23 protein-coding genes are annotated in these 22491 nt (G+C 64.1%); 6 read left to right on the top strand and 17 right to left on the bottom strand.

Annotation, left to right across the window (positions count from 1 at the left end; translation table 11 throughout):
- The 9 genes from G486_RS0105035 to G486_RS0104995 all read right to left on the bottom strand — a co-directional run.
- The coding region (locus G486_RS0105035) for a GTP-binding protein (RefSeq protein WP_027014551.1) at positions 1-342 on the bottom strand (342 nt) is incomplete at its 3' end.
- A 170-nt stretch (positions 343-512) separates the two neighbouring features.
- Complete coding sequence (gene fusA / locus G486_RS0105030; RefSeq protein WP_027014550.1) at positions 513-2621, bottom strand: elongation factor G; 2109 nt, start codon at positions 2619-2621, stop codon at positions 513-515.
- Positions 2622-2771: 150 nt separating this feature from the next.
- Positions 2772-3245, bottom strand: coding sequence for a 30S ribosomal protein S7 (gene rpsG, locus G486_RS0105025; RefSeq protein WP_027014549.1), 474 nt, complete (start codon positions 3243-3245; stop codon positions 2772-2774).
- A gap of 168 nt (positions 3246-3413) precedes the next feature.
- Entirely contained in the window at positions 3414-3791 is a 378-nt protein-coding gene (rpsL, locus tag G486_RS0105020) for a 30S ribosomal protein S12 (protein WP_012202325.1), read from the bottom strand.
- A gap of 147 nt (positions 3792-3938) precedes the next feature.
- Positions 3939-5108 carry a D-alanyl-D-alanine carboxypeptidase family protein gene (locus tag G486_RS0105015; protein WP_027014548.1) on the bottom strand — a complete coding sequence of 390 codons (1170 nt, stop codon included), beginning with the start codon at positions 5106-5108 and terminating at the stop codon, positions 3939-3941.
- Between the two features lie 81 nt (positions 5109-5189).
- Complete coding sequence (locus tag G486_RS0105010) at positions 5190-5819, bottom strand: alpha/beta hydrolase (RefSeq protein WP_027014547.1); 630 nt, start codon at positions 5817-5819, stop codon at positions 5190-5192.
- Between the two features lie 102 nt (positions 5820-5921).
- A complete protein-coding gene (locus tag G486_RS0105005; protein ID WP_027014546.1) occupies positions 5922-6296 on the bottom strand; it encodes a (2Fe-2S) ferredoxin domain-containing protein in 375 nt (124 codons plus the stop codon).
- A gap of 301 nt (positions 6297-6597) precedes the next feature.
- Positions 6598-7707 (bottom strand): VanZ family protein, encoded by a 1110-nt coding sequence (locus tag G486_RS0105000; protein WP_034386619.1) that lies wholly within the window; start codon positions 7705-7707, stop codon positions 6598-6600.
- Between the two features lie 57 nt (positions 7708-7764).
- On the bottom strand, positions 7765-8193 hold the full coding sequence (locus G486_RS0104995) for a CopD family protein (RefSeq protein ID WP_027014544.1): 429 nt from the start codon (positions 8191-8193) through the stop codon (positions 7765-7767).
- A 282-nt stretch (positions 8194-8475) separates the two neighbouring features.
- On the opposite strand from G486_RS0104995, the gene loiP reads away from it, so the two are divergent.
- The 3 genes from loiP to G486_RS0104980 all read left to right on the top strand — a co-directional run bounded on the left by loiP (position 8476) and on the right by G486_RS0104980 (position 11662).
- Positions 8476-9243: a metalloprotease LoiP gene (loiP, locus tag G486_RS0104990; RefSeq protein ID WP_027014543.1), complete on the top strand. Its 768-nt coding sequence runs from the start codon at positions 8476-8478 to the stop codon at positions 9241-9243.
- 120 nt (positions 9244-9363) lie between these two features.
- Entirely contained in the window at positions 9364-10374 is a 1011-nt protein-coding gene (gene hemB / locus G486_RS0104985) for a porphobilinogen synthase (RefSeq protein ID WP_027014542.1), read from the top strand.
- Between the two features lie 100 nt (positions 10375-10474).
- Positions 10475-11662: a magnesium transporter CorA family protein gene (locus G486_RS0104980; RefSeq protein WP_027014541.1), complete on the top strand. Its 1188-nt coding sequence runs from the start codon at positions 10475-10477 to the stop codon at positions 11660-11662.
- 45 nt (positions 11663-11707) lie between these two features.
- Here G486_RS0104980 and G486_RS0104975 read toward each other — a convergent pair whose 3' ends face one another.
- Positions 11708-12397: a dienelactone hydrolase family protein gene (locus tag G486_RS0104975; RefSeq protein ID WP_027014540.1), complete on the bottom strand. Its 690-nt coding sequence runs from the start codon at positions 12395-12397 to the stop codon at positions 11708-11710.
- Between the two features lie 122 nt (positions 12398-12519).
- Here G486_RS0104975 and G486_RS0104970 point away from each other — a divergent pair, with 122 nt between their 5' ends.
- Positions 12520-13167 carry a MarC family protein gene (locus G486_RS0104970; RefSeq protein WP_027014539.1) on the top strand — a complete coding sequence of 216 codons (648 nt, stop codon included), beginning with the start codon at positions 12520-12522 and terminating at the stop codon, positions 13165-13167.
- A gap of 417 nt (positions 13168-13584) precedes the next feature.
- Here the strand turns inward: G486_RS0104970 and G486_RS0104965 are convergent, their stop codons facing one another.
- The 7 genes from G486_RS0104965 to G486_RS0104935 all read right to left on the bottom strand — a co-directional run bounded on the left by G486_RS0104965 (position 13585) and on the right by G486_RS0104935 (position 19234).
- Entirely contained in the window at positions 13585-14088 is a 504-nt protein-coding gene (locus G486_RS0104965) for a hemerythrin domain-containing protein (RefSeq protein ID WP_027014538.1), read from the bottom strand.
- 155 nt (positions 14089-14243) lie between these two features.
- Complete coding sequence (locus G486_RS0104960) at positions 14244-14831, bottom strand: hypothetical protein (protein WP_027014537.1); 588 nt, start codon at positions 14829-14831, stop codon at positions 14244-14246.
- 135 nt (positions 14832-14966) lie between these two features.
- Positions 14967-15185 carry a CsbD family protein gene (locus tag G486_RS0104955; protein ID WP_027014536.1) on the bottom strand — a complete coding sequence of 73 codons (219 nt, stop codon included), beginning with the start codon at positions 15183-15185 and terminating at the stop codon, positions 14967-14969.
- 316 nt (positions 15186-15501) lie between these two features.
- Entirely contained in the window at positions 15502-16161 is a 660-nt protein-coding gene (locus G486_RS0104950; RefSeq protein ID WP_027014535.1) for an ABC-type transport auxiliary lipoprotein family protein, read from the bottom strand.
- Positions 16162-16174: 13 nt separating this feature from the next.
- Positions 16175-17137: an MlaD family protein gene (locus G486_RS0104945; protein ID WP_027014534.1), complete on the bottom strand. Its 963-nt coding sequence runs from the start codon at positions 17135-17137 to the stop codon at positions 16175-16177.
- On the bottom strand, positions 17137-17976 hold the full coding sequence (locus tag G486_RS0104940) for an ABC transporter ATP-binding protein (RefSeq protein ID WP_027014533.1): 840 nt from the start codon (positions 17974-17976) through the stop codon (positions 17137-17139). The genes G486_RS0104945 and G486_RS0104940 overlap by 1 nt, the downstream gene beginning before the upstream one ends.
- A 127-nt stretch (positions 17977-18103) precedes the next feature.
- The gene (locus G486_RS0104935) at positions 18104-19234 is read right to left on the bottom strand and encodes an MlaE family ABC transporter permease (RefSeq protein ID WP_027014532.1); all 1131 of its coding nucleotides are present in this window, start codon (positions 19232-19234) and stop codon (positions 18104-18106) included.
- Positions 19235-19642: 408 nt separating this feature from the next.
- Between G486_RS0104935 and G486_RS0104930 the strand changes: the two genes are divergently transcribed.
- Together G486_RS0104930 and G486_RS0104925 are read left to right on the top strand one after the other, a co-directional pair.
- On the top strand, positions 19643-21337 hold the full coding sequence (locus G486_RS0104930) for a GMC family oxidoreductase (protein WP_027014531.1): 1695 nt from the start codon (positions 19643-19645) through the stop codon (positions 21335-21337).
- A gap of 334 nt (positions 21338-21671) precedes the next feature.
- Positions 21672-22430 carry a sulfite exporter TauE/SafE family protein gene (locus G486_RS0104925; RefSeq protein WP_027014530.1) on the top strand — a complete coding sequence of 253 codons (759 nt, stop codon included), beginning with the start codon at positions 21672-21674 and terminating at the stop codon, positions 22428-22430.
- Positions 22431-22491 lie beyond the last annotated feature (61 nt).

The raw sequence follows: 22491 nt of genomic DNA, 5'->3' as shown, positions 1-22491 counted from the left end.
GGGCATGGGGCCGTCAGCGGCCGAGCACACCAGGATGGCACCGTCCATCTGGGCAGCACCGGTGATCATGTTCTTCACATAGTCGGCGTGACCGGGGCAGTCCACGTGAGCGTAGTGGCGGGTAGCCGTTTCGTACTCGACGTGCGAGGTGTTGATGGTGATGCCGCGGGCCTTCTCTTCAGGCGCGTTGTCGATCTGGTCGTAACCCTTGGCTTCACCGCCGAAGGCCTTGGACAGAACGGTAGCGATAGCAGCCGTCAAGGTGGTCTTGCCGTGGTCCACGTGACCGATGGTGCCAACGTTGACGTGCGGCTTGGTCCGCTCGAATTTTTCCTTTGCCATGATTTCTCCGAAAGAGCAAAACCTGTGTGATGTTTAAGGTCTGCATCTCATTGCTGAGTCGCCCCGCACAGGTGACAGGGCGGCATGGGATCGCAGACCGGCAAAAATCGCGGCACCCTCAAAGAGAGCGCCGCGATCCGAATCAAAAGCCTTCGATTATACGATGAGGCTTACTTGGCACGCGCAGCCACAATGGCTTCGGCCACGTTGCGGGGAGCTTCGCTGTAGTGCTTGAACTCCATGGTGTAGGTGGCACGACCCTGGGTCTGCGAGCGCAGCGAAGTGGCGTAGCCGAACATCTCGGACAGAGGCACTTCGGCCTTGATGGCCTTGCCGCCGCCAACCATGTCATCCATGCCTTGCACCATGCCGCGACGCGAGGACAGGTCACCCATCACGGTACCGGCGTACTCTTCAGGCGTCTCCACTTCCACGGCCATCATGGGCTCGAGGATGACGGGGTTGGCCTTGCGAGCAGCTTCCTTGAAGCCGAAGATGGCGGCCATCTTGAAGGCCTGCTCGGACGAGTCCACGTCGTGGTAGGAACCGAAGGTCAGGCGCACCTTGACGTCCACCACAGGGTAGCCAGCCAGCACACCGGAGGTCAGGGCTTCGATCACGCCCTTTTCCACTGCGGGGATGTACTCGCGAGGCACCACACCGCCCTTGATTTCGTCGACGAACTCAAAGCCCTTGCCGGCTTCCTGGGGCTCCAGCGTGAACACCACGTGACCGTACTGGCCCTTGCCACCGGACTGACGCACGAACTTGCCGTCCACATCGGCCACGGTCTTGCGTACGGTTTCGCGGTAGGCCACCTGGGGCTTGCCCACGTTGGCTTCCACGTTGAACTCGCGCTTCATGCGGTCCACGATGATTTCCAGGTGCAGCTCGCCCATGCCGGCGATGATGGTCTGACCGGACTCTTCATCGGTACGCACGCGGAAGGAAGGATCTTCAGCAGCCAGGCGCGACAGGGCAATGCCCATCTTTTCCTGGTCGGCCTTGGACTTGGGCTCCACAGCCTGTGCAATCACGGGCTCGGGGAAGACCATTTTTTCGAGCACGATGGGGCTGTCGAGATCGCACAGGGTCTCACCCGTGGTCACATCCTTCAGGCCCACGCATGCAGCGATGTCGCCGGCGCGGATTTCTTCGATTTCCTGACGCTCGTTGGCGTGCATCTGCACGATACGGCCGATACGCTCCTTCTTGCCCTTGGTGGCGTTGAGCACGCTGTCACCCTTGGTCAGAACACCGGAGTACACGCGCACAAAGGTCAGCTGGCCCACGAACGGATCGGTCATGAGCTTGAAAGCCAGGGCCGAGAACTTCTCGGCGTCGTCGGCCTTGCGGCTCAGCTTCTTTTCTTCGTCATCGGGATCAGTACCCGAAACATCGGGGATGTCCACGGGCGAAGGCAGGAAGTCGAGCACCGCGTCCAGCATGCGCTGCACACCCTTGTTCTTGAAGGCCGAGCCGCACAGCATGGGCTGGATCTCGGTGGCAATGGTGCGCTGACGCAGGCCAGCCATGATCTCGGCTTCGGACAGCTCGCCCTCTTCGAGGTACTTGTTCATCAGCTCTTCCGAAGCTTCGGCAGCCGACTCGACCATCTTCTCGCGCCACTCGTTGCAGGTATCAACCAGGTCGGCGGGGATGTCGCGGTATTCGAACTTCATGCCCTGGGAAGCCTCGTCCCAGAAGATGGCCTTCATCTTGATCAGATCCACCACGCCCTCGAACTTGTCCTCGGCACCGATGGGCACGACGATGGGCACAGGATTGGCCTTGAGGCGCAGCTTCATGCCCTCGACGACCTTGAAGAAGTTGGCACCGGTACGGTCCATCTTGTTCACAAAGGCCAGACGCGGCACCTTGTGCTTATTGGCCTGACGCCACACGGTTTCGGACTGGGGCTGCACGCCACCCACGGCGCAATACACCATCACGGCGCCGTCCAGCACGCGCATGGAACGCTCCACCTCGATGGTGAAGTCCACGTGGCCGGGGGTGTCGATGATGTTGATGCGGTGATCGGGGCGCGAAAGGTCCATACCCTTCCAGAAGCAGGTCACGGCCGACGAAGTGATCGTGATGCCGCGCTCTTGCTCTTGCTCCATCCAGTCGGTGGTCGCAGCGCCGTCGTGCACTTCACCCAGCTTGTGGGTCACGCCTGTGTAGAACAGGATACGTTCGGAAGTGGTGGTCTTGCCTGCGTCGATGTGGGCCGAGATACCGATATTGCGGTAGCGCTCGATGGGAGTCTTGCGAGCCATGATGGATCCTTGATTGATCGTATGGAGAGGGACCGCCTGCACCTCAACGGATGACAGACGGGCCCGGTCGTATTTGGGGATGCTCTTAATCGAGACAAGGCCGCAGGCAAGAACTGCATGCGGCCTGTCTGGTCCAAGCGCGAAGGCGACTTAGAAGCGGAAGTGGCTGAAGGCGCGGTTGGCTTCTGCCATACGGTGCACTTCGTCACGGCGCTTCATGGCGCCACCACGGCCTTCGGTGGCCTCGAGCAGTTCGTTGGCCAGGCGCTGGGCCATGGACTTCTCGCCGCGCTTGCGGGCAGCTTCCTTGAGCCAGCGCATGGACAGGGCCAGGCGACGCACGGGGCGCACTTCCACGGGCACCTGGTAGTTTGCACCACCGACACGGCGGGACTTCACTTCAACCATGGGCTTGATGTTGTTGATGGCAACGATGAAGGCCTCCAGGGGATCCTTATCGGGATGCTTCTTCTGGATCAGATCCAGGGCACCGTAGATGATGCGTTCAGCAACCGCCTTCTTGCCGCCTTCCATGATCACGTTCATGAACTTGGACAGCTCTACATTGCCGAACTTGGGATCCGGCAGAATTTCACGTTTGGGGACTTCGCGACGACGTGGCATTTTTACCTCTATCTTGCTTCAGTTGGCACCTTCTCAGGCACCGCGAGAGCCAATCTAGGACTCCCACTTACTCGACCCGCGCAAAATACTTGCGTTTGGGGTCACTACGCTGCAATCTCGCGCCACGCGGGATACAGCACCTTGAATGAATGACGAAAAGCGCAGGGCTTACTTGGCCTTGGGCTTCTTGGCACCGTACTTGGAGCGCGACTGCTTGCGGTCCTTCACACCTTGCAGGTCCAGCGAACCGCGCACGATGTGGTAACGCACACCGGGCAAGTCCTTCACACGACCGCCGCGCACCAGCACCACGCTGTGCTCTTGCAGGTTGTGGCCTTCACCGCCGATGTACGAAATGACTTCGAAACCGTTGGTCAGACGCACCTTGGCCACCTTACGCAAAGCCGAGTTAGGCTTCTTGGGCGTGGTGGTGTACACACGGGTGCACACGCCACGGCGCTGGGGGCAGTTTTCCATGGCAGGGCTCTTGGATTTGACAACTTCGACCGTGCGGCCCTGACGCACGAGTTGGTTAATGGTTGGCATTAAATAAACGTCCCTAAACGTGAATTGCTCTACAAAAAGCGAAAACGTGAAACCCTTCGGAAATTCCGAAAAGCCCTCGACTGTACCAGTTTGACAAAGACTGCACAACAGTGCCCGTTGAATCACGCGCTCAACGGGCCGGATGCCTTACTTGATCCAGAGCCGGATCGAGTCCCAGATACGGCCGAAGAAGCCCGCTTGCTCGACGGCTTCCAGCGCAACCAACGGCACCTCGGCCACGGTTTCCGCGCCCAGCTTGACCTTGAGCGTCCCCACGGCCTGCCCCTTGGCGAACGGCGCAATCAGCGGGTCCTGCCGCACGACCTCGGTACTGAGCTTGCCTGCGCTGCCCGAAGGCACGGTCACCACGATGGGCGTGGTCCGGCCTATCTTGAGGGTGCTGGCCGCGCCCTTCCAGACGGCGGGCGTGGCCACAGGCTGCTCGGCATCGAACAGCTTGACGGCGTCGAAGGCCGCATAGCCCCAGTTGAGCAGCTTCTGACTTTCGTTGGCGCGCGCATTCTCGCTGGCTGTGCCCAGCACGATGGAGATCAGACGGCGCGGCCCCACATTGGGCAAGTCGCGCTTGGCCGTCGCCACCAGGCAATAGCCTGCGGCTGCGGTATGCCCGGTCTTGAGACCGTCCACCGAGGGGTCGCGAAACAACAGGGTATTGCGGTTGTTGCCGTTGGAGGCTGGCGTTCCCGGATAGTAGTAATGCTTGGTCGAGTAGTAATGCAGGTACTCGGGGAAGTCCTGCATCAGGCGCTGGGCCAGGATGGACAGATCGCGCGCCGTGGTCAGGTGACCGGGCTCGGTCAGGCCCTCGGGATTCTTGTAGCTCGTGCCCGTCATGCCCAAGGCCTTGGCCTGCTCGTTCATGAGGCGCACGAAGTTCTCCACCGAACCGCCCACGCCTTCGGCCAGGGCCACGGTGGCGTCATTGCCGGACTGCACGATCATGCCCTTGAGCAGGTCGTCCACCGGCACCTGCATCTTGGGGTCGATGAACATGCGCGAACCGGGCATCTTCCAGGCGCGCTCGCTCACAGGCAGCTTCTGCTCCAGCGAGACCTTCTTGGAGCGCAGTGCATCGAACACCAGATAGCCGGTCATGAGCTTGGTCAGCGAGGCCTGCTCTATGGGAGCGTCCATGTCCTTGGAGCCCAGAACCTGGTTGGCCGTGACATCGATCAGCAGGTAATTGCGGGCTGCGATTTCTGGAGGCACAGGCTGGGAAACCTGGGCCATGGAAAGAACCGGGGCCATGGCAGTGGCCAGGGCCAGCACGCGCAGCGTGGAGAAAAGTGGCTTCATGGGGGAATGCGGATTCAGAAACATCGGAACAAGAGAAAGACAGCTCCGTCAGGAGCAGACCGGGCGGCAGCGAGCACAGCCTCAGTCAAACGCGCGCAGGTGACGAGTCACCAGATTTTTGAGCAAGGGTAATTGTCCGTGGAAGAAATGGCCTCCCCCGGGCACAACAGTAACTGGAAGTATCTGCGGCCTGGCCCAGTCCATGACCGAAGCCAGGGGCACGGTGTCATCGGCTTCACCATGAATGACCAGGGTGCAGTCATGGGCTTCGGCCGGCACGGGAGCGACCTCAAAGCGACTGGCCGCCGTACCGACCAGCACGGCCTGCTGCACCCGCCCAGAAGGCCATAGCGCAGCCAGAGCATGGCTTGCCACAAAGGCTCCGAAGGAAAAGCCAGCCAGCGCTATCGGGCCTTCAGGGGCAACCTGGTCAACCACGGCCAGCATGTCCTCGGCCTCGGCGCGACCCGCATCGTGCTCGCCAGCGCTTTGCCCCACGCCGCGAAAATTGAAGCGCACGGCTGCATAGCCGCATTGCACAAAGGCACGCGCCAGGGTCTGCACCACCTTGTTGTCCATGGTGCCGCCGAAGAGCGGATGCGGGTGGGCAATCACGACTACGCCGCGCGGCGTGGAGTCGGGGCCGTCGCGCAAGGCCTCGATGGCACCTGCGCCCCCGGTCAGGATCAAGCGTTCGGTCTGAGCATTCACAATGGCTGTCCTCGTCGTATCAATGCAAGCCTTGGTCCAGCATTCGTCAAGGCTTGCATCAGCAGGGACTGATGCGAGCCGGCCTGCGAAGTTCCGGCTTTTTCAGCGCCCCACATCATCCGGCAACAGCAGGCGCTGCACGGGCAGGCCGTTTTTCAGATGGGATTCGACGATTTCATCGATATCGGCCTCATCCACAAAGGTGTACCAGCTGCCTTCGGGATAGACCACGGCCACGGGCGCGCCCGCGCAGCGGTCGAGGCAGCCGGCCTTGTTCACACGCACCTGGCCCTTGCCCGCCAGGCCCTCCTGCTTGACACGCTGCTTGCAGTGATCAAAGCCGGCCTTGGCACCATGCAAGGCGCAGCAGTCCTCGCCATTGGGACGCTCATTGAGGCAAAAGAAGATATGGCGCGCATAGTAGCCGTGCGCTTCCGGTGTACGGGCCTGGTCTGCCGCAGGATGGAGTTCGCTCATAGGCCAGCCATTCTAGAGGTCTGCCAGGATTTACCTGCGGCCTGCAAAGACACCCTGACTCCTAAGAGAGTGTTTACGATCTCCTCGCGGCGCGCCAGTGTCCCCAAGGGTTGGAGCGAAATCGGGCTATTTTCTAGCGCTAAAGCTTGCTTGCACCCCGGTGCAAGCTGCGCCCCACCGCTTTGAACTCATCCCGATTGCGCTCCAACGCGGCAGCGTAGAGATCGTAAACACGTTCTAAGAGCGTATAGAAGCCGCGCGGCATGTCTGCGGCCCGAGACCGGGGCTGCGCGCACGCAGTTCAGGGAATGGCAACCGCTTGTTCGCGCCGCGACACCCGCACCATCACATAGATCAGGGTCGCATACGGCCACAGCCAGCCCAGCCACTGGCCCAGCCCGTAAAAGCGCAGAAAGCGCCCCTGCTCCCAAGCCTGCAGGGTCTGAGAAAAGTAGGCACTGGTCGGCGCCTGATTGAGAATGCTCAGGTGCACCACCAGGGCCAGCAGCAGCAAGGCCGCACAAGCGCGGCGCGACAGGGCTAGAGCGATCACGCAAAGGCCCAGCGCGCCCCAGACCCCCAGGCGCACGGGCAGCCCCACCCACTCCCAGGCATGCACCGGCCCCCAGCTCAGCGCAGCCGAAAGCGCCGTCACACCAACACCCACGGCAATGGCCGCAAACCCCAGGGCCAGGCGGCGCCCCATATGCCGGATCACGCTATAGGTCAGCAGGCAGGGAATCCACAGGCCCAGGCTCACGCAAAGCATCTCGGTCATGGGCGACAAGGGCAGCATCGGGGATTCGCGCAGCGGCAGCCACATCAGAAACGGCGTGCCCTCAAGCAAGACCAGCAGGGCCAACTCCAGCCGCTCCAGCACCTGACCCAGACCGAAAGGAACAGCGGCCGGAAACAGCAGGGCCCAGGGCCACAGGACGAGCAGGGCCAGTGCGCCGCCTCCGTCATCGCCCACCCATTGATTGCGCAGCGAGCTCCAGCGCGCCAGCGCGCCGAGCTTTTCCAGCAGCAAGGCCAGCAGGGCTCCGATCAGGCTGCCCGCCGCATTGAGCAGAAAATCGAGGTTCGAGGGCACGCGCTGGGGCAGGTAGATCTGCAAAAACTCCATGCTCAGCGACAGCAGGCTGCCCATCAGCGCCGCAGCCGGCACGGCCATGCGCTGCCGCCCCGAGCGCACCAGCGCCAGGGCCAGCAGAAAGCCCAGTGGCGCATAACCTGCAATATTGGTATTGACGTCGAACCAGGTCCAGTAGGGCGGTGGCACGGGGGCTGTCAGAAACACCAGGGGATTGATGCCCTGGGCGCGCCAGCCCTCGAACGGGAAAAGGCTGGCGAACACGATGAGCACGACATAGACCAGCGCCAGCGGCCAGGCCGAAGTCTTGAACACAATGCCTTCCTTTGCAAAAAGCAGTTGCCAGTTCCCGTGCCGTACGGCCTCTGTGCAGCCCTAGAACGGCTTGACCACGACCAGCACCACGGCCGCCATCAACAGCAACACGGGAATCTCGTTGAACCAGCGGAACCAGCGATGGCTATGCCGGTCACGATCTTGCCCCAGGTTGCGCAGCAGCCGCGCGCAGACATGGTGATAGGCCACGGCCAGCAGAACCACGGCCAGCTTGCCATGCATCCAGCCATTGCCCGGGCCACGCCCTATGCCATAGCCCAGCCACAGCCAAAGGCCCAGCCCCAGGGCAGGCACGGCCAGCAGCGTGGTAAAGCGCAGGAGCTTGCGTGCCATGAGCAGCAGGCGCTCGCGTTCGGCCACCGAGCCCGGCGTGACCATGGCCAGATTCACGAAAATCCGGGGCAGATAGAACAGGCCCGCAAACCAGCTGGCCACAAAAATGATGTGAAAGGCTTTAACCCATAGCATTTGCCGCAGTTTAAGCCAGCCGCCATCAGCCTTTCACCACACCCCGGCTCTGCAGCAGCGGAGCATTGCATTCGGACAAGAAACACACTTCGGGCAATTCTTGACATTGAGTCGGCAAGACTTCTTCCTAAGATGCCCCTGCCCCGAGAGAGGTTCACTGAATCCATCACCCGAATATCTTCGCCATGACGTCTTGCCTAGCGATGATCCCGGGTGGTCTGCTTTGCAATGAACCGCGACCTCAGGACACTGACTCCAAGCAATCAACAGAGAGGGAAACTCATGAAAACATATTGGATGGCCTTGGCCGCACTGGCCGGCAGCATGGCGATGACGGGTTGCAAGACCATGGACACGGCCAGCGTCGATGGTCTGATGGGCTCGGGCTCCACGGCCATGAAGGCCTTGACCCTGTCCGACGACGACGTCGTCGCCCTGTCCAACGAGTCCTGCGAAGCGCTGGACGCCGAAAGCAAGATTGCTGCGCCCGGCAGCAAGTACACCAAGCGCCTGAACCAGGTCGTGGCCAACATGCCTCAGAACATCAACGGCAAGAAGGCCGTCTACAAGGTCTATCTGACCGAGGACGTGAACGCCTGGGCCATGGCCAACGGCTGCATTCGTGTGTACAGCGGCCTCATGGACCTCATGAACGACGACGAGCTGCGCGGCGTCATAGGCCATGAAATCGGCCACGTGGCCCTGGGTCACAGCAAGTCTCGCATGCAGACCGCCTACGCTGCCTCGGCCGTACGCCAGGCAGCGGCCAGCAGCGGTAACGCCGTGGTGTCCGGCCTGTCGCGCTCGCAGGCCGGTGCTGTGGGCGAGAAGTTCATCAACGCCCAGTTCTCGCAAAAGCAGGAATCTGCAGCCGACGATTACTCGTTCGACCTGCTCAGCGAAAAGAAGATGAACCGCAAGGGCCTGGTCACGGCCTTTCAGAAGCTGGCCAAGCTGGGCGGCGGTGGTGGCAGCTCCATGCTGAGCTCCCACCCCCCGTCCGATGCGCGCGCCAAGCACATGCAGGAGCGCCTCGACGGCAAGAAGTAAGCGCAAAAAACCGGCGCCCCCGTCCTGCACGGGGGCGTTTTTTGCGCCGGCACCCGATCCCGGGCCTGGATGATGCGCGACCAATGCCCGCCACATTTGAATGTGTCGCACAATTTGGTCATGCATTTGTCCAGCCCTACCCCCTTTCCCGCCAACCGTCCCCGCCGCCTGCGCCGTGATGCTTTTACGCGCAATCTGGTGCGTGAAAACCGGCTCAGCGCCCATGACTTCATCTACCCGGTGTTCGTGCACGAAGGCACGAACCGCCGCGAGGCCATTGCCTCCATGCCCGGCGTGGAGCGCCTGAGCCTGGACCTGCTGCTGCCCGTGGCGCGCCAGTGCGTGGAGCTTGAAATCCCCTATCTGGCCCTGTTCCCGGCGATCGACGCCTCGCTCAAGGCCCCGGACGGCAAGGAGGCGCTCAACCCCCAAGGCCTGATCCCGAATGTGGTGCGCGCGCTCAAAAAGGAATTCCCCGGGCTGGGCATCATGACCGACGTGGCCCTGGACCCCTATACCAGCCACGGCCAGGACGGCATCCTGGACGAGAGCGGCTACATCCTGAATGACGAAACCGTGGAAGTCCTGGTCGGCCAGGCCCTGACCCATGCCGAGGCCGGCGTGGACATGGTCGCCCCCAGCGACATGATGGACGGGCGCATCGCCGCCATCCGCGAGGCCCTGGAAACCCACGGCCACATCCACACCCGCATCATGGCTTACAGCGCCAAGTACGCGAGCAGCTTCTACGGCCCCTTTCGCGACGCCGTGGGCACGCGCGGCGCCCTGGGCAAGGCCGACAAGAACGTCTACCAGATGGACCCCGCCAACACCGACGAGGCCTTGCGCGAAGTGGCCCTGGACCTGGCCGAAGGCGCGGACATGGTCATGGTCAAGCCCGGCATGCCGTATCTGGACGTGGTGCGCCGCGTGAGGGACGAGTTCAAGGTGCCCACCTTCGCCTACCAGGTGTCGGGCGAATACGCCATGCTCAAGGCCGCCGCGCAAAACGGCTGGCTGGATCACGACGCGGTGATGATGGAGTCCCTGCTGGCCTTCAAGCGCGCCGGCGCCGACGGCATCCTCACCTACTTCGCCATCGAAGCTGCACGCCTGCTGCGCGGCAAATAGGCGCACCACTTATTTGATAGCACAAAGCGCACGCCAGCCGTGCGCTGCAGGCCATATCACCCTATGCGCCCCCGCGCTTGATCGAAAGGCTACGCCGCCCATGCAGGTCTTGCACATTGCCCCTGGCACGCCCGCTGCACAGCCACTGGACGGCCTGCCCGCAGCCCTGCCGGCCAGTGGCTTTTACTGGCTGTCGTGCTCACGCTCCGAATTCGAGTCCCAGCTGCCCGAACTGCAACGCATGCTGGCCGCGCTGTGCGGCACGCCCCTGGTGGACCTGCATGTGTCGGACCTGCTGAACGCGCAACTGCCCTCGAACTACGACTACACCTCGGCCTACGACATCCTGGTGTTCCAGCGCCTGGCATCGCAGCACGCCTTGCCGCCGCCTCCGGCCCAGCCGGGCGCGCAGCCACGCTCGTCCACCCAGGCCTCGCACCGCCCGGCCCAGGCCTTGCAGCGCGAGGATCTGCCCGTGCTGCAACGCATAGAGACCCGGCCCGTGGGCTTTGCGCTGTTCGATCATCTGCTGCTGTCCATACACCCCGACCACTGCCCCACACGCGATACCTATCTGCAGCGCCTGCTGTCGCGCCCCGGCGCCGAAGCCCATGGCGAGGCACGCACCGACCTGCGCGGCGATGTGCGCACCGCCGTGGCCAAGCTGCCCACCAGCCCGGCCGACCTCATGCTGCGCATGGTCAACACCATGGTCGACGGCTATCTGGACCTGCGCCGCGTGCTTACGCGCCAGCTCGACCACTGGCAGCTGGCCCTGCTCCACCCCAAGGGGCGCTTCAGCAACTGGAGCGGTGTGCTCGATGCGCGCCTGGCCCTGCACCAGCTCGACGAGATCTGCGAGGACCAGCGCGCGGCCATGCAGGACTGGCTGGAGGCGCTCGACGGCTGGCCGCTGGAGGACAACCAGGTCCAGCAACGCGAGCACGAACTGCTCAAGGTGCGCTCGCGCGACCTGCTGGAGCACATTGAGCGCGTTCTCCACCACATACGCCGCATGGAGCAAAGCGCGGAAAGCGCGGTGCAGATGCACTTCTCGGCCCAGAGCAACCGCGCCAACGACATCATGCGCACGCTGACCACGGTCACGGCGGTGTTTCTGCCACTGAACCTGATCGCAGGCATCTTCGGCATGAACTTCGAGTTCATCCCCTTTGTGCATCTGCGCGAAGGCTTCTGGTGGGCCATGGCCACCATGGGCCTCATCAGCCTGGTGCTGATCGCCTACTTCTGGCGCAAGCGCTATCTGGAGCGCGAGGATGATGAATGAATCAGGCTGCAGCGCTTGCCAGACAAGCGCTGCATGCTCACATTTTCATAGATTCTTCTCGAAGAACGCCAGGCTGCGCTCCTGCGCCAGCCGTGCACTCGCTGCGTCGTAGGAGCCACGGGCATCGCAATGGAAGCCGTGACCTGCGTCATACAAATGCAGTTGCACCTGCTGCTGCGCCCGGGCAAAGGCCTCGACACCCGCCAGGGGAATATGGTCGTCATGGCGGCCGAAGTGCGCCATCACCGGGCATTGGGGGCTGCGCTGCGCCTCCTCGGGCCGGGTCATGCCGCCGCCGTAATAGCAGACGGCCGCCGCCACCCCGGGCATGGTGCAGGCCGCACGCCAGGCCAGCAATCCGCCCCAGCAAAAACCCATGAGGCCCAGCCCCACGCCCGGCGCCAGGGCGGATGCATGGTCGAGCGCGGCCCGGATCTCCTGCTGCACCCCAAGCCCGGGCAGAGCCTCGGCCGCGTTCTTGAGCGCCATGCCCCGGACGCGGTCGGCCTGCTCATAACCCAGGTCCACACCCGGCTCCACACGCTCGAACAGGGCTGGAGCCACGCTCAGATAGCCTTGCTCGGCCAGACCGTCGGCAACGGCACGGATATGGGCGTTGACCCCGAAGATTTCCTGCAGCACGACGATTGCGCCACGCGGCTCCCCTTCGGGCCTGGCCACCCAGGCCGGCACCACGGCGCCATCTGCCATGGGCAGCGATACAAAACGGCTCATCTCCAAACTCCTTCTCTTGCTTTGCAGCACATCTGTTTACGTTCTAATAGTCCCAGCCGCGTCGGCGGCGTGATTCTTTCATAGTGCGAGCCCGCAGGCCTGCTTTCTCAAAGGAAACCGTCGTGGATCTCAAGCCGCTGATCACGCTGATCGCCATCATCAACCCCTTGGCCATCGTGCCGTTCTTCATCCACTACACCGAGGGGCTGGATCAGGCGCAGCGACGCCAGACCATACGCACGGCGGCGCTGGCCGCGTTCTGCGTGATCTCGGCCTGTGCGCTGCTGGGTCTGCAGGTGCTGAGCTTTTTCAATATTTCGCTGCAAAGCTTTCAGGTCGGCGGCGGCATGCTGCTGCTGATCAGCGCCATGAACATGCTCAACGCACGCCCGGCCGAAGAGCGGCCGAGCAACTCCACCATGGAAGCCGGCGCCGAGAAAGCCGCCATGGGCAACAGCATTGCCGTGGTGCCGCTGACCATTCCCCTGCTCACCGGGCCGGCGGCCATGTCCACGGTGGTGATTTATGCGGACCAGGCGCGCAGCTTCTGGCAGCACCTGGCCCTGGTCGGCTATGGCGTGGTCGTGTCCCTGGCGGTCATGCTCTGCTTTTCGCTGGCCGACCCGATTGCGCGATTTCTGGGCAAGACCGGCATCAACGTCATGACCCGGCTCATGGGCCTGATACTCGCAGCCCTGGCCGTGGAGGTCATGGCCGGAGGCCTGATCAAGATCTTTCCCATCCTGGCCTCGCCAGCGATTTATCCATGACCCCCTGAGCGGCTGCGCCGCTTCCCCCAGGAAGGGGACGACAGCCTCAGCAAAGGAGTAGCTCTTGCTCGCGCCCCCCCTGAGAACGTGTTTACGATCTCCTCGGTGCCGCGCCAGTGTCTGTGCGGGATGGAATACAAGGCGCGATACCGCAGCAATAGCCGTGCTATTGCGAGGATTCGCAACGCTGTAGACCGCCCGCAAAGGCACTGGCCCAAAGGGTTGGAGCGAAATCGGGCGATTTCTTCGCGCTGTGGCTTGCTTGCACCCCGGTGCAAGCTGCGCCCCATCGCTTTGAACTCATCCCGATTGCGCTCCAACGCGGCAGCGTAGAGATCGTAAACACGTTCTGAGAGCACGTTCCAAGCGGCTGCCCACGCCTGATGCCTGCACAAATCCTGCAGGCACTGGCCTGCCTCATGCCGCTTCGGCCTCGGCCCTGGGCTTGGCGCGGCTGTCGCAGGCGCCGCCGCAGCCGGTGATGAGCTCCTGGGGCAAGACCTCGGGAAAGGCCATGGAGCCCGACTCCACATCAAAGCCTATGGAGCGCAGATGCAAGGCCAGGGCCGCATCCATGTTCTGCGCATGATTCACGAACCAGGGGCCGAGCTCGTCGGCCATGGCACGGATCACGCTCAGCTCACCCAGGGCGCCGCGTTCAGCGCCTTCGCGCATGACTTGCAGCACCACCTTGTGCTGCGTGCTGTGGCAGTTGCCGCTCGCAAAGCGCGCAGCCTGCATCCAGCGGTCCTCCTGATCGAAGTGCTGCTGGGTGTGCTCGATCAGCTCGTCCCACAGCGCGCACAGTTGCTCGTCGGGTGCCGCCGCAGTCCTGGCCAGCAGTTCCACGAACTCTTCATGCACGGCGTCCATGGCCGGCAAATTCAACACCAGTGCCTGCGTCCATTCCAGCCCAGCCATGTGCATCTCCGCCTTGTCAAAGAAGACCTGAGCTTAGGAACTGCCCTGCCCCAGCCCTTTGACCCACATCAGCCAACCCGGAAAAGAGAAAAGCCCCGCAGATGCGGGGCAAGACCCTCCAGCCGGAGCGCCCTCAGGCGCAGGCCCAGCCGTTGTTATTGCGCGTACTTGCGCTGGGCATCGGCCACACAGGCATCCTTGGCCGTGCCGCTCATGGTGTCGCAACGGGCCTTGGCGGCCTTGAAGTCGGCTTCGCGGGTTTCGGCAGCCGCGTCCTTGCGGGCCTCGGCCACGCTGGCGGCCTTGTCATTCGCGTTGGAGGCAGGCTCGGCCTGCGCCTTGGCGACCTTGGCGGCTTCCACGGCGTGCACATGGGCCGCCTTCGCGTCCTTCACGCAGACCCGCTTGGCATCGCCATTGAGGGCATCGCATTTTTCCTTGGCGATGTCGAAGTCGGCATCAGCCTTGGCCAGGCGCGCCTTTTCCGCATTCTTGGCCGAAGGCTCGTGGCGCGCCTGCAGCTCGGCCTTGGCCACCTTTTCCTGACCGCTGGCCTGCTTCTTGCAGACATTCTTGGCGTTGCTCTTCAGCTGCTTGCACTGTTCCTTGGCAGCCTTGTATTCGGTCTCGATCTGCTTTTTGGCAGCACTGTGTTCGGCATTCGTCATGGCCATGGCCCCCGAGGCCATGAGACCCAGAATGGCGGCGGACAACAGGTGGCGCATACATTGCGGTGTTTGCATGATCAACTCCTTGGATTTGTGCTGAGGTCTGCGGATTGGCGAGGCAATCCGCTCCTGGAATGCGTGCCTGCTGGCACGCCGGGCAAGGCGGATGGGGCACCGGTCAGGCACCTGGCCATCCGCAGCCCTGCCTCATCAGTCTTCGAAACGGAAACCGGGATTGCGCTTTTGCCAGTCGTCCAGCTGCTTTTCAGCGGCCTCACGGGCCAGACCCTGGCGTTCCTGCAGCTTGCCCAGAAACTGCTCACGCTTGCCGGCGATGACATCCAGGTCGTCGTCGGTGAGCTTGCCCCATTGCTCACGGATCTTGCCGGTGAACTGCTTCCAGTTACCCTTGATGCGATCTTCATTCATGGCTTGGTCCTTTCAATGATGGTGATACGGCACCGTGCGATCAGGGTTTGGCTTTCAAAGCCGTGATCTGCATCAGCGACGGTTTCACTTTAAAAAACCTGAAAGCCCTGCGCCGTAGTCTGTGCCTAGCGTTGCCGGTCGGCCCAGGTCCTGCCTCGGCGGTGGGATCGGGACTACGCCCGCTGACGGACAGCGAGGAAGTGCCGGGTCGGACAAAAACAAAAACAGCCGGGCAATGCCGGCTGTTTTCCGAGGTCGTGCAAAGCGCTTTTGCGGCGCTCTGTCAGAGCGTGTTCACGCTCTCAGCCGTGGCAGGTCAGTGACCCTGCTGGCCCAGCCAGGCGTCGATCTGGGCAATCGCCGCATCCGTGGCCGAGGCCAGCGCCCGGGCTCCGCCGGCCGCATCGGCCGAGGCAGCGGGGCTGCGCACCTCGAACAGCTTCTGGCCCAGCAGGCGGTCCGCGGCCCCGCCTTGCTCGATCAGGGTAGCGCGCAGGCGCACCACACCGGCGCTGGCGGCCGGGGCGTCAAAGACCTGACTGAACTCCTCCAGGTCCACACGCAGCAGCGTGGGCACCGCGCCTTGCACACGCGACTGGGCCAGGCTTTCGCTGCTGGCCAGGATGGGACGCTGCGCGCCCAGCTGGGTGCGCAGGCGCTGCTGCAGCAACTGCGCCGGAGGCTGGCTCCAGCGGGCCTGCTGGTAGGGACGCAGCTCCTGGGCATTCGCATAGGACAGACGGTAGAGCATGACCGTGCTGCCGTCGGGCAGGGCCGGTGCCTCGACCTCGGCCAGGGCCAGTGGCGCGCGCGCTGCGGCCTGCTCCACGGAAGCGGATGCGGCCAGTGGCACCGGGCCGAAGTCATAGCGTGCCGGCTGCGCAGGCGGCCGGGGCAGGGCCGAGCATCCTGCAAGCAAGGCCAGGGCGGCTGCCAGTGCGGTGCTGGCGACGGCGGTCTTGGAAAAGTGGATCATGAAAATACCTCTGTCAGGGCTGGAGCACGGCGGACGGTAGAGCGAACCCCGGCTCGCCCGGTCCTGGGCGCGCCGCGCCGGGACCGTAGATCACCGACTGCGGGTTGTCGCTGAAGCGGCTGGCTGCCGTGCCCATCTGGCGTGCGGCGCGCGAGACATCATCGGCGGCGCGGCTGACATTCGGCAGCGTGCTGCGGCCCAGGGAGTCGGCCACGCGATTCAGCGCCCGCGTGCTTTGCGCGATCTGCTCCAGCGGGCCGTCCTCAGCGTTGATGCGCACCACGGTCTGCTGCAACTCCGAAGCCACGGCAGCCGCTCCATTGCTGGCCTTCTCCAGCGACTGCAAGGTGCTGTGGGCGTCTGCGGCGAGCTGAGGCATCTGGGTGCTCAGCGCACGGTCCATGTTCTGCGTCAGCTGCTGCACGCCCGCCGCCGCACCCGCAATGTTCTCCAGCGCCTGGCTCACGCGCTGCTGGTTGTCGGTATCGAGCATGGCATTCAGGCGGCGCGAGATCTGGTCCACGCGGTCGAGCAGGATAGGCCCCTGATCGGCCAGCATGCTCAAAGGCGAGGAGCGCAGCGGCAGGCGCGGTATGCCGCTGGGCCCTGTGGCCAGCGCCTCCAGCGGCTTGTCCGAGTCGTCGAGCTGCACATGGGCCAGGCCGGTCACGCCCTGGTAGCCGAGCACCGCAAAAGTGTTCTTGGTGATGGGCGTGTCCACCCCCACGGCAATGCGGATCAGCACATTGCCATTGATGCCGGGATCGAACCCTATGCGCGTGACCTTGCCCACGGCCACGCCCTTGTAGCGCACCGTGGCCTGGGGCTGCAGCCCGCTGATACCGTCCTTGGTGGAGAGCTCGTACTCGTCGTACTGACGCGTATCGCGCGTGAGCCACACGGCCAGGCCGGCCAGCAGGGCCGCCACCAGCAGCACGAAGATGCCGGCTGCCATGGCATGGGATTTGTTTTCCATCAGTTTGCCTCCGCGGCCTTGCCGCCTTGCACGGGTGTCATCGCGCGTCGCCCGCGCTCGCCCTGGAAGAAGTGTTCGATAAAGGGATGTGAGAAGCCCGCCACCTCGTGCGGCGTGCCGCTGACCAGCACCTTCTTTTCCGCAATCACGGCCACGCGCGAGGACAGCGCGAACAGCGTGTCCAGGTCATGGGTGACCATGATGACGGTCAGGCCCAGCTCGGCGCGCATTTCGTGCAGCAGTGCACAGAACTCGTCCGAACTCGTGGGGTCCAGCCCGGCCGTGGGCTCGTCCAGCAGCAGCAGCGGCGGATCCATGATCAGCGCACGCGCCAGCGCCACGCGCTTGATCATGCCGCCCGACAGGTTTGCGGGCATGCGCAGGGCATGTTCGGGCTTGAGGCCCACCATCTGCAGCTTGACCATGGCCGCATCGCGCACCACGTCGTCGGGCAAGGTGCCCTGCTCGCGCAGCGCAAACGCGATGTTGTCGAGCACGCTGAAGGCCGAATACAAGGCCCCGTGCTGGAACAGCATGCCCACGCGGCTGGCCGCGCCCTCGCGCCCCATCTCGCTGGCCGGGCGGCCCAGGACCTCGACCCGGCCCTTGGAGGGCGCAAGCAGACCCAGCATCTGGCGCAAAAGCACGGTCTTGCCCGTGCCCGAGCCGCCGACGATGGACAGCATCTCCCCGCGCTGCACGTCGAGGTCCAGATCCTGGTGCACGGCAAACGCGTTCTCGCCCTGGCCGAACACGCTCCACAGCCCGGCGATGCGCACAATGGGTTCATCAGCGGCTGGCGCTGCAGCCGTGCTCTGCTGGTTCACGCTGTTCGTCATCTCAGGCTCCCATGGCATGAAACCGGCACGCCCCAAAAATGGGAGACACCGAGCAAGGGCCGTCCCGCAGCGATGCTGTCGTCCCCCTTCCAGGAGGAAGCGGCAAAGCCGCTCAGGGGGTATCCACTCATATCCCCACATCCTTGAACAAGATGGCGAAGATCGCGTCCACCACGATGACCATGGTGATGGCCGAGACCACGGAAGCCGTCGTGCCCTGGCCCAGGCTCTGGGTGTTGGGCTTGACGCGCAGCCCCCAGTGACAGCCGATCAGGGCGATGAGCACGCCGAACACGGCCGACTTGCCCACGGAAATCCACAGATTGCCGATCTTCACGGCCGCAGGCAGGGCCTGCGCGAAGTAGGCCGCAGTCACGCCCATGGTCAGGTCGGCGGCCAGCATGCCGCCGGCCAGCGCCGCCAGCGTGGTCCAGATCGCGATCAGGGGCATGGCAATCGCCAGCGCCAGCGCACGCGGAAAAACCAGGCGAAAGCCATGGGGTATGCCCATGACCTGCATCGCATCGAGCTCCTCGGTCACGCGCATCACGCCGATCTGGGCGGTGATCGCCGAGCCGCTGCGCCCTGCTACCAGGATCGCGCCCAGCAAGGGGCCGAGCTCGCGGATCAGGGAGATGCCGAGGATGTTGACGATGAAGGACTCGGCCCCGAACTGGCGCAGCTGCAGCGCCATCAGATAGGCGAGCACCACGCCGATCAGAAAGCCCACCAGGGCCGTGATCGGCAGGGCCGTTGCGCCCATGGAATACAGGTGGCCGGAAATATCGCGCCAGGGACCGCGCAGCGGCGCACGCACAAAGCGCAGGCTGTCTATGAGCAACTGGCCCACGAGCTGGATCAGCCCCGAGAAGTGGGCACAGGCATTGAGCACCTGGCTGCCCAGGCTGTCGATCTGCGCCTGCAGGCTCCAGGCTGGCTGCCTGGGCTTGGGCACATCGCTGAAGTGCGCCACGCGCTCCAGCATGGAGCGCTGGGCATCGCTGGCGACCAGCCTCTCGGGCCATGCCTGCTGCCAGTGGTTCCACAGCAGTTGGGCGCCCACATGGTCCAGCCAGTCCATGGATTGCAGATTCCAGCCCAGGTCGCGCCCCGAAGCCGCAGCCAGCCCGGCCTTGAGGCGGCGCCACTGGGCTCGGTCGCCCAGCTCGGCCGCACTCCAGGAGCCCGAGAGCTCCGCCCAGGCGCCGTCATCTCCGCGGCTCAGGCTGCATTGGGGAGGATTGCTAGGAGATGCCAAGTGAAGAGTCCATTCAAAAGCGGGAGGCTGCGATCTGCGGCCGACAGGCCAGCAGGCATTGCGGCACGGGCATAGCCCCCCAGGATAACCCGATGATTTGTCGGCTCGAAAAAAGTATCCCCATGCCCGACTCCGATGCGATCGTATCTGCTTGATGTGGCGAGCTGTCCTGCTTTGCCCCATGGCCAGAGAGGTTACATCCAATAACACATCCCGACTCCGCCATGCACCTCCCCAGCTTGTATTTTTTATCAAAAAACGCCTGAAACCCTTATGCATGAAGCGCTTAAAGCTATCAAAAAAGGAGTTCACAGCGCTTTCCCTATCGACATGCAGTCCGGGCTTCGCACAATGGGCCGCCTGCAGCAAAGGCTTTGGGACGTCCCCGGCGCAGCCTGCATTTCCTCCATGAGCAACACCCAATTCGACTACATCGTCATAGGCGGCGGCACGGCCGGCGCCCTGTTATGCAACCGGCTTTCGCGCGAGCGCGACTGCAGCGTGCTTTTGATCGAGGCCGGCCGCAAGGACGACTACCACTGGATTCACATCCCCGTCGGCTACCTGTATTGCATAGGCAATCCGCGTACCGACTGGCTCTACCAGACCGAGCCGGATGCAGGCCTCAACGGCCGCAGCCTGCGCTACCCGCGCGGCAAGGCCCTGGGGGGCTGCTCCAGCATCAACGGCATGATCTACATGCGCGGCCAGATGGAGGACTACGAGGACTGGGCCCACCTCACGGGCGACGACACCTGGCGCTGGGAGCAGGTGCTGCCCGCCTTTCGCGCCCACGAAGACCACTGGCGCCTGGGCCAGGAAGGCGCGGCCGACGAGCGCTTTCGCGCCCTGCATGGCGGCAAGGGCACGGGCGGTGGCGGCGAGTGGCGCGTGGAGCGCCAGCGCCTGCGCTGGGACGTGCTCGACGCCTTCGCCCAGGCCGCGCAGCAGGCCGGCATCGCGGCCACCGAGGACTTCAACGGCGGCAGCAACGAAGGCGTGGGCTATTTCGAGGTCAACCAGAAAAACGGGCTGCGCTGGAACACGGCCAAGGCCTTTTTGCGCCCCACCTGCTATGGCCGCCCCAACTTCGAGATGTGGACTCATGCCCAGGTCAGCCGCCTGCAGTTGCAAGACCTGCCCGATGGCGGGCTGCGCTGCACCGGCGCCCAGGTCTGGACCGGCAGCGAGATGGTGAGCGTACAGGCGCGCCGCGAGGTGCTGCTGTGCGCGGGCGCCGTCAACTCGCCGCAAATCCTGCAGCTCTCGGGTCTGGGGCCGGCGCAGATGCTGCAAAGCCATGGCATCGCCGTGCGCCGCGACCTGCCCGGCGTGGGGGCCAACCTGCAGGACCACCTGCAGATCCGCTCGGTCTACAAGGTCAGCGGCGTGCGCACGCTCAACACCATGGCCGGCTCCTTGTGGGGCAAGGCCGCGATCGGGCTTGAATACCTGCTGCGCCGCAGCGGCCCGATGAGCATGGCGCCCTCGCAGCTGGGCGCGTTCACGCGCAGCAACGCCGCCCACGACAGGCCGAATCTTCAATACCATGTGCAGCCCCTGTCGCTGGAGGCCTTTGGCGAGCCCCTGCACGGCTTTCCCGCATTCACGGCCAGCGTCTGCAATCTCCGGCCCACAAGCCGTGGCAGCGTGGGACTGCGCAGCGCGCGCTTCGAGGATGCGCCCGCCATCGCGCCCAACTACCTGTCCACACCCGAGGACCGCCAGGTCGCGGCCGACAGCCTGCGCGTGACGCGGCGCATCGTGGCCCAGCCCGCGCTAGCGCGCTACCAGCCCGAGGAGTTCAAGCCCGGCCCCCAGTACGAGAGCGACGAGGATCTGGCACGCCTGGCAGGCGACATCGCCACCACCATCTTCCACCCCGTGGGCACGACGCGCATGGGCCGCGACGGCGACCAGCTCGCCGTGCTCGACAGCCGCATGCGCGTGCGCGACGGCCAGGGCGGCCTGGTCGCGGGCCTGCGCGTGGTGGACGCAGGTGCCATGCCGCGCATCACCAGCGGCAATACCAACAGCCCCACGCTGATGATGGCCGAGAAGGCCGCAGCCTGGATTCGCGAAGACAAGGCCTCGGCCCCCTGAGATGCACCGGTTTGCGGCCCGAAACAGGGACCCGCAATCCTGAGTCTGCAGCATGGTTTAGGAGCGATTCCAGCCGCCGTCAGAGGGAGGAAAAGACCGGGGCGGCAAACCAGGGGAAATCCCCGATGCACCAGCCTAGTGCGCAAAGTACATTCCCCCCACTCTCGCAGTGCCTTGGTACTGCCCGGGGGGATCGAGGAGACTAACTCGTTCACAACCAGACCAATATTCATAAAAGCATCCAAGATGCATTCCCCAAAGCGCCTTTACCGGCGCTTTTTTTTGCCTGGGCCCGTGAGCGGCCATTTCCGGCCCGTGCGAGAATCGCGCCCCTATGGAATGGATCATCGTCTCGCTGGCCTCGATGCTGGCCGGTTTCGTGGACGCCATCGTGGGCGGCGGCGGCCTGATCCTGCTGCCCGCCCTGTTTGCCACCTACCCCTCCACCGTGCCGGCCACGCTCCTGGGCACCAACAAAAGCGCGGCCGTCTGGGGCACGGCCATGTCCACCTGGCAGTACGGGCGCAAGGTGCAACTGCCCTGGCGCGCGATGATGCCTGCGGCCCTGGTCGGCATGCTCGGCGCCTTTCTCGGCGCCTGGACCGTGACCCAGATCGCCCCCGACTTTCTGCGCAAGCTGCTGCCCCTGGTGCTGCTGGGCGTGCTCGCCTACACCCTCGCGCGCAAGGACATGGGCCGCCACCATGCGCCGCGCTACAGCGGCCGCACCGAGACCTGGATTGCCTGCGCCATCGGTCTGACCATCGGCTTTTACGACGGCTTCTTCGGCCCGGGCACGGGCAGCTTCTTCGTGTTTCTGTTCGTGCGCCTCATGGGCTACGACTTTCTCAACGCCTCGGCCTCGGCCAAGCTGCTGAATCTGGCCACGAATGTCTCGGCCCTGGCGCTGTTCGCGCTCAAGGGCCACATCTGGTGGCACCTGGCCGTGCCCATGGCCGTGGCCAATGTGCTGGGCGCCGCGCTGGGCACGCACATGGCCCTGCGCCACGGCACGGGCTTTGTGCGCATCATCTTCATCGGCGTGGTGAGCCTGCTGATCGTCAAGACCGGCTACGACGCCTTCATGGCCTGACGGGGCCGCAAAGCCTGGCCGCCCCGGCAGGCAAACCCTCACTTCTATAATGGCGCTCCGC

It is taken from the genome of Comamonas composti DSM 21721, from assembly GCF_000429845.1.
Taxonomy (GTDB): Bacteria; Pseudomonadota; Gammaproteobacteria; order Burkholderiales; family Burkholderiaceae_C; genus Comamonas; species Comamonas composti.
This window is presented reverse-complemented; position numbering and strand designations above follow the sequence as displayed.

Excerpts from the sequence above, each read along its gene's own strand:
- G486_RS0104940 (WP_027014533.1), bottom strand. The coding sequence starts at position 17,976 with ATGACGAACAGCGTGAACCAGCAGAGCACGGCTGCAGCGCCAGCCGCT.
- G486_RS0104945 (WP_027014534.1), bottom strand. The coding sequence starts at position 17,137 with ATGGAAAACAAATCCCATGCCATGGCAGCCGGCATCTTCGTGCTGCTG.
- G486_RS0104930 (WP_027014531.1), top strand. The coding sequence starts at position 19,643 with ATGAGCAACACCCAATTCGACTACATCGTCATAGGCGGCGGCACGGCC.
- rpsL (WP_012202325.1), bottom strand. The coding sequence starts at position 3,791 with ATGCCAACCATTAACCAACTCGTGCGTCAGGGCCGCACGGTCGAAGTT.
- G486_RS0104980 (WP_027014541.1), top strand. The coding sequence starts at position 10,475 with ATGCAGGTCTTGCACATTGCCCCTGGCACGCCCGCTGCACAGCCACTG.
- hemB (WP_027014542.1), top strand. The coding sequence starts at position 9,364 with ATGCATTTGTCCAGCCCTACCCCCTTTCCCGCCAACCGTCCCCGCCGC.
- G486_RS0104965 (WP_027014538.1), bottom strand. The coding sequence starts at position 14,088 with ATGGCTGGGCTGGAATGGACGCAGGCACTGGTGTTGAATTTGCCGGCC.
- G486_RS0105015 (WP_027014548.1), bottom strand. The coding sequence starts at position 5,108 with ATGAAGCCACTTTTCTCCACGCTGCGCGTGCTGGCCCTGGCCACTGCC.
- G486_RS0105005 (WP_027014546.1), bottom strand. The coding sequence starts at position 6,296 with ATGAGCGAACTCCATCCTGCGGCAGACCAGGCCCGTACACCGGAAGCG.
- rpsG (WP_027014549.1), bottom strand. The coding sequence starts at position 3,245 with ATGCCACGTCGTCGCGAAGTCCCCAAACGTGAAATTCTGCCGGATCCC.
- fusA (WP_027014550.1), bottom strand. The coding sequence starts at position 2,621 with ATGGCTCGCAAGACTCCCATCGAGCGCTACCGCAATATCGGTATCTCG.
- G486_RS0104950 (WP_027014535.1), bottom strand. The coding sequence starts at position 16,161 with ATGATCCACTTTTCCAAGACCGCCGTCGCCAGCACCGCACTGGCAGCC.
- G486_RS0104925 (WP_027014530.1), top strand. The coding sequence starts at position 21,672 with ATGGAATGGATCATCGTCTCGCTGGCCTCGATGCTGGCCGGTTTCGTG.
- G486_RS0104955 (WP_027014536.1), bottom strand. The coding sequence starts at position 15,185 with ATGAATGAAGATCGCATCAAGGGTAACTGGAAGCAGTTCACCGGCAAG.
- G486_RS0104960 (WP_027014537.1), bottom strand. The coding sequence starts at position 14,831 with ATGCAAACACCGCAATGTATGCGCCACCTGTTGTCCGCCGCCATTCTG.
- loiP (WP_027014543.1), top strand. The coding sequence starts at position 8,476 with ATGAAAACATATTGGATGGCCTTGGCCGCACTGGCCGGCAGCATGGCG.
- G486_RS0104975 (WP_027014540.1), bottom strand. The coding sequence starts at position 12,397 with ATGAGCCGTTTTGTATCGCTGCCCATGGCAGATGGCGCCGTGGTGCCG.
- G486_RS0104995 (WP_027014544.1), bottom strand. The coding sequence starts at position 8,193 with ATGCTATGGGTTAAAGCCTTTCACATCATTTTTGTGGCCAGCTGGTTT.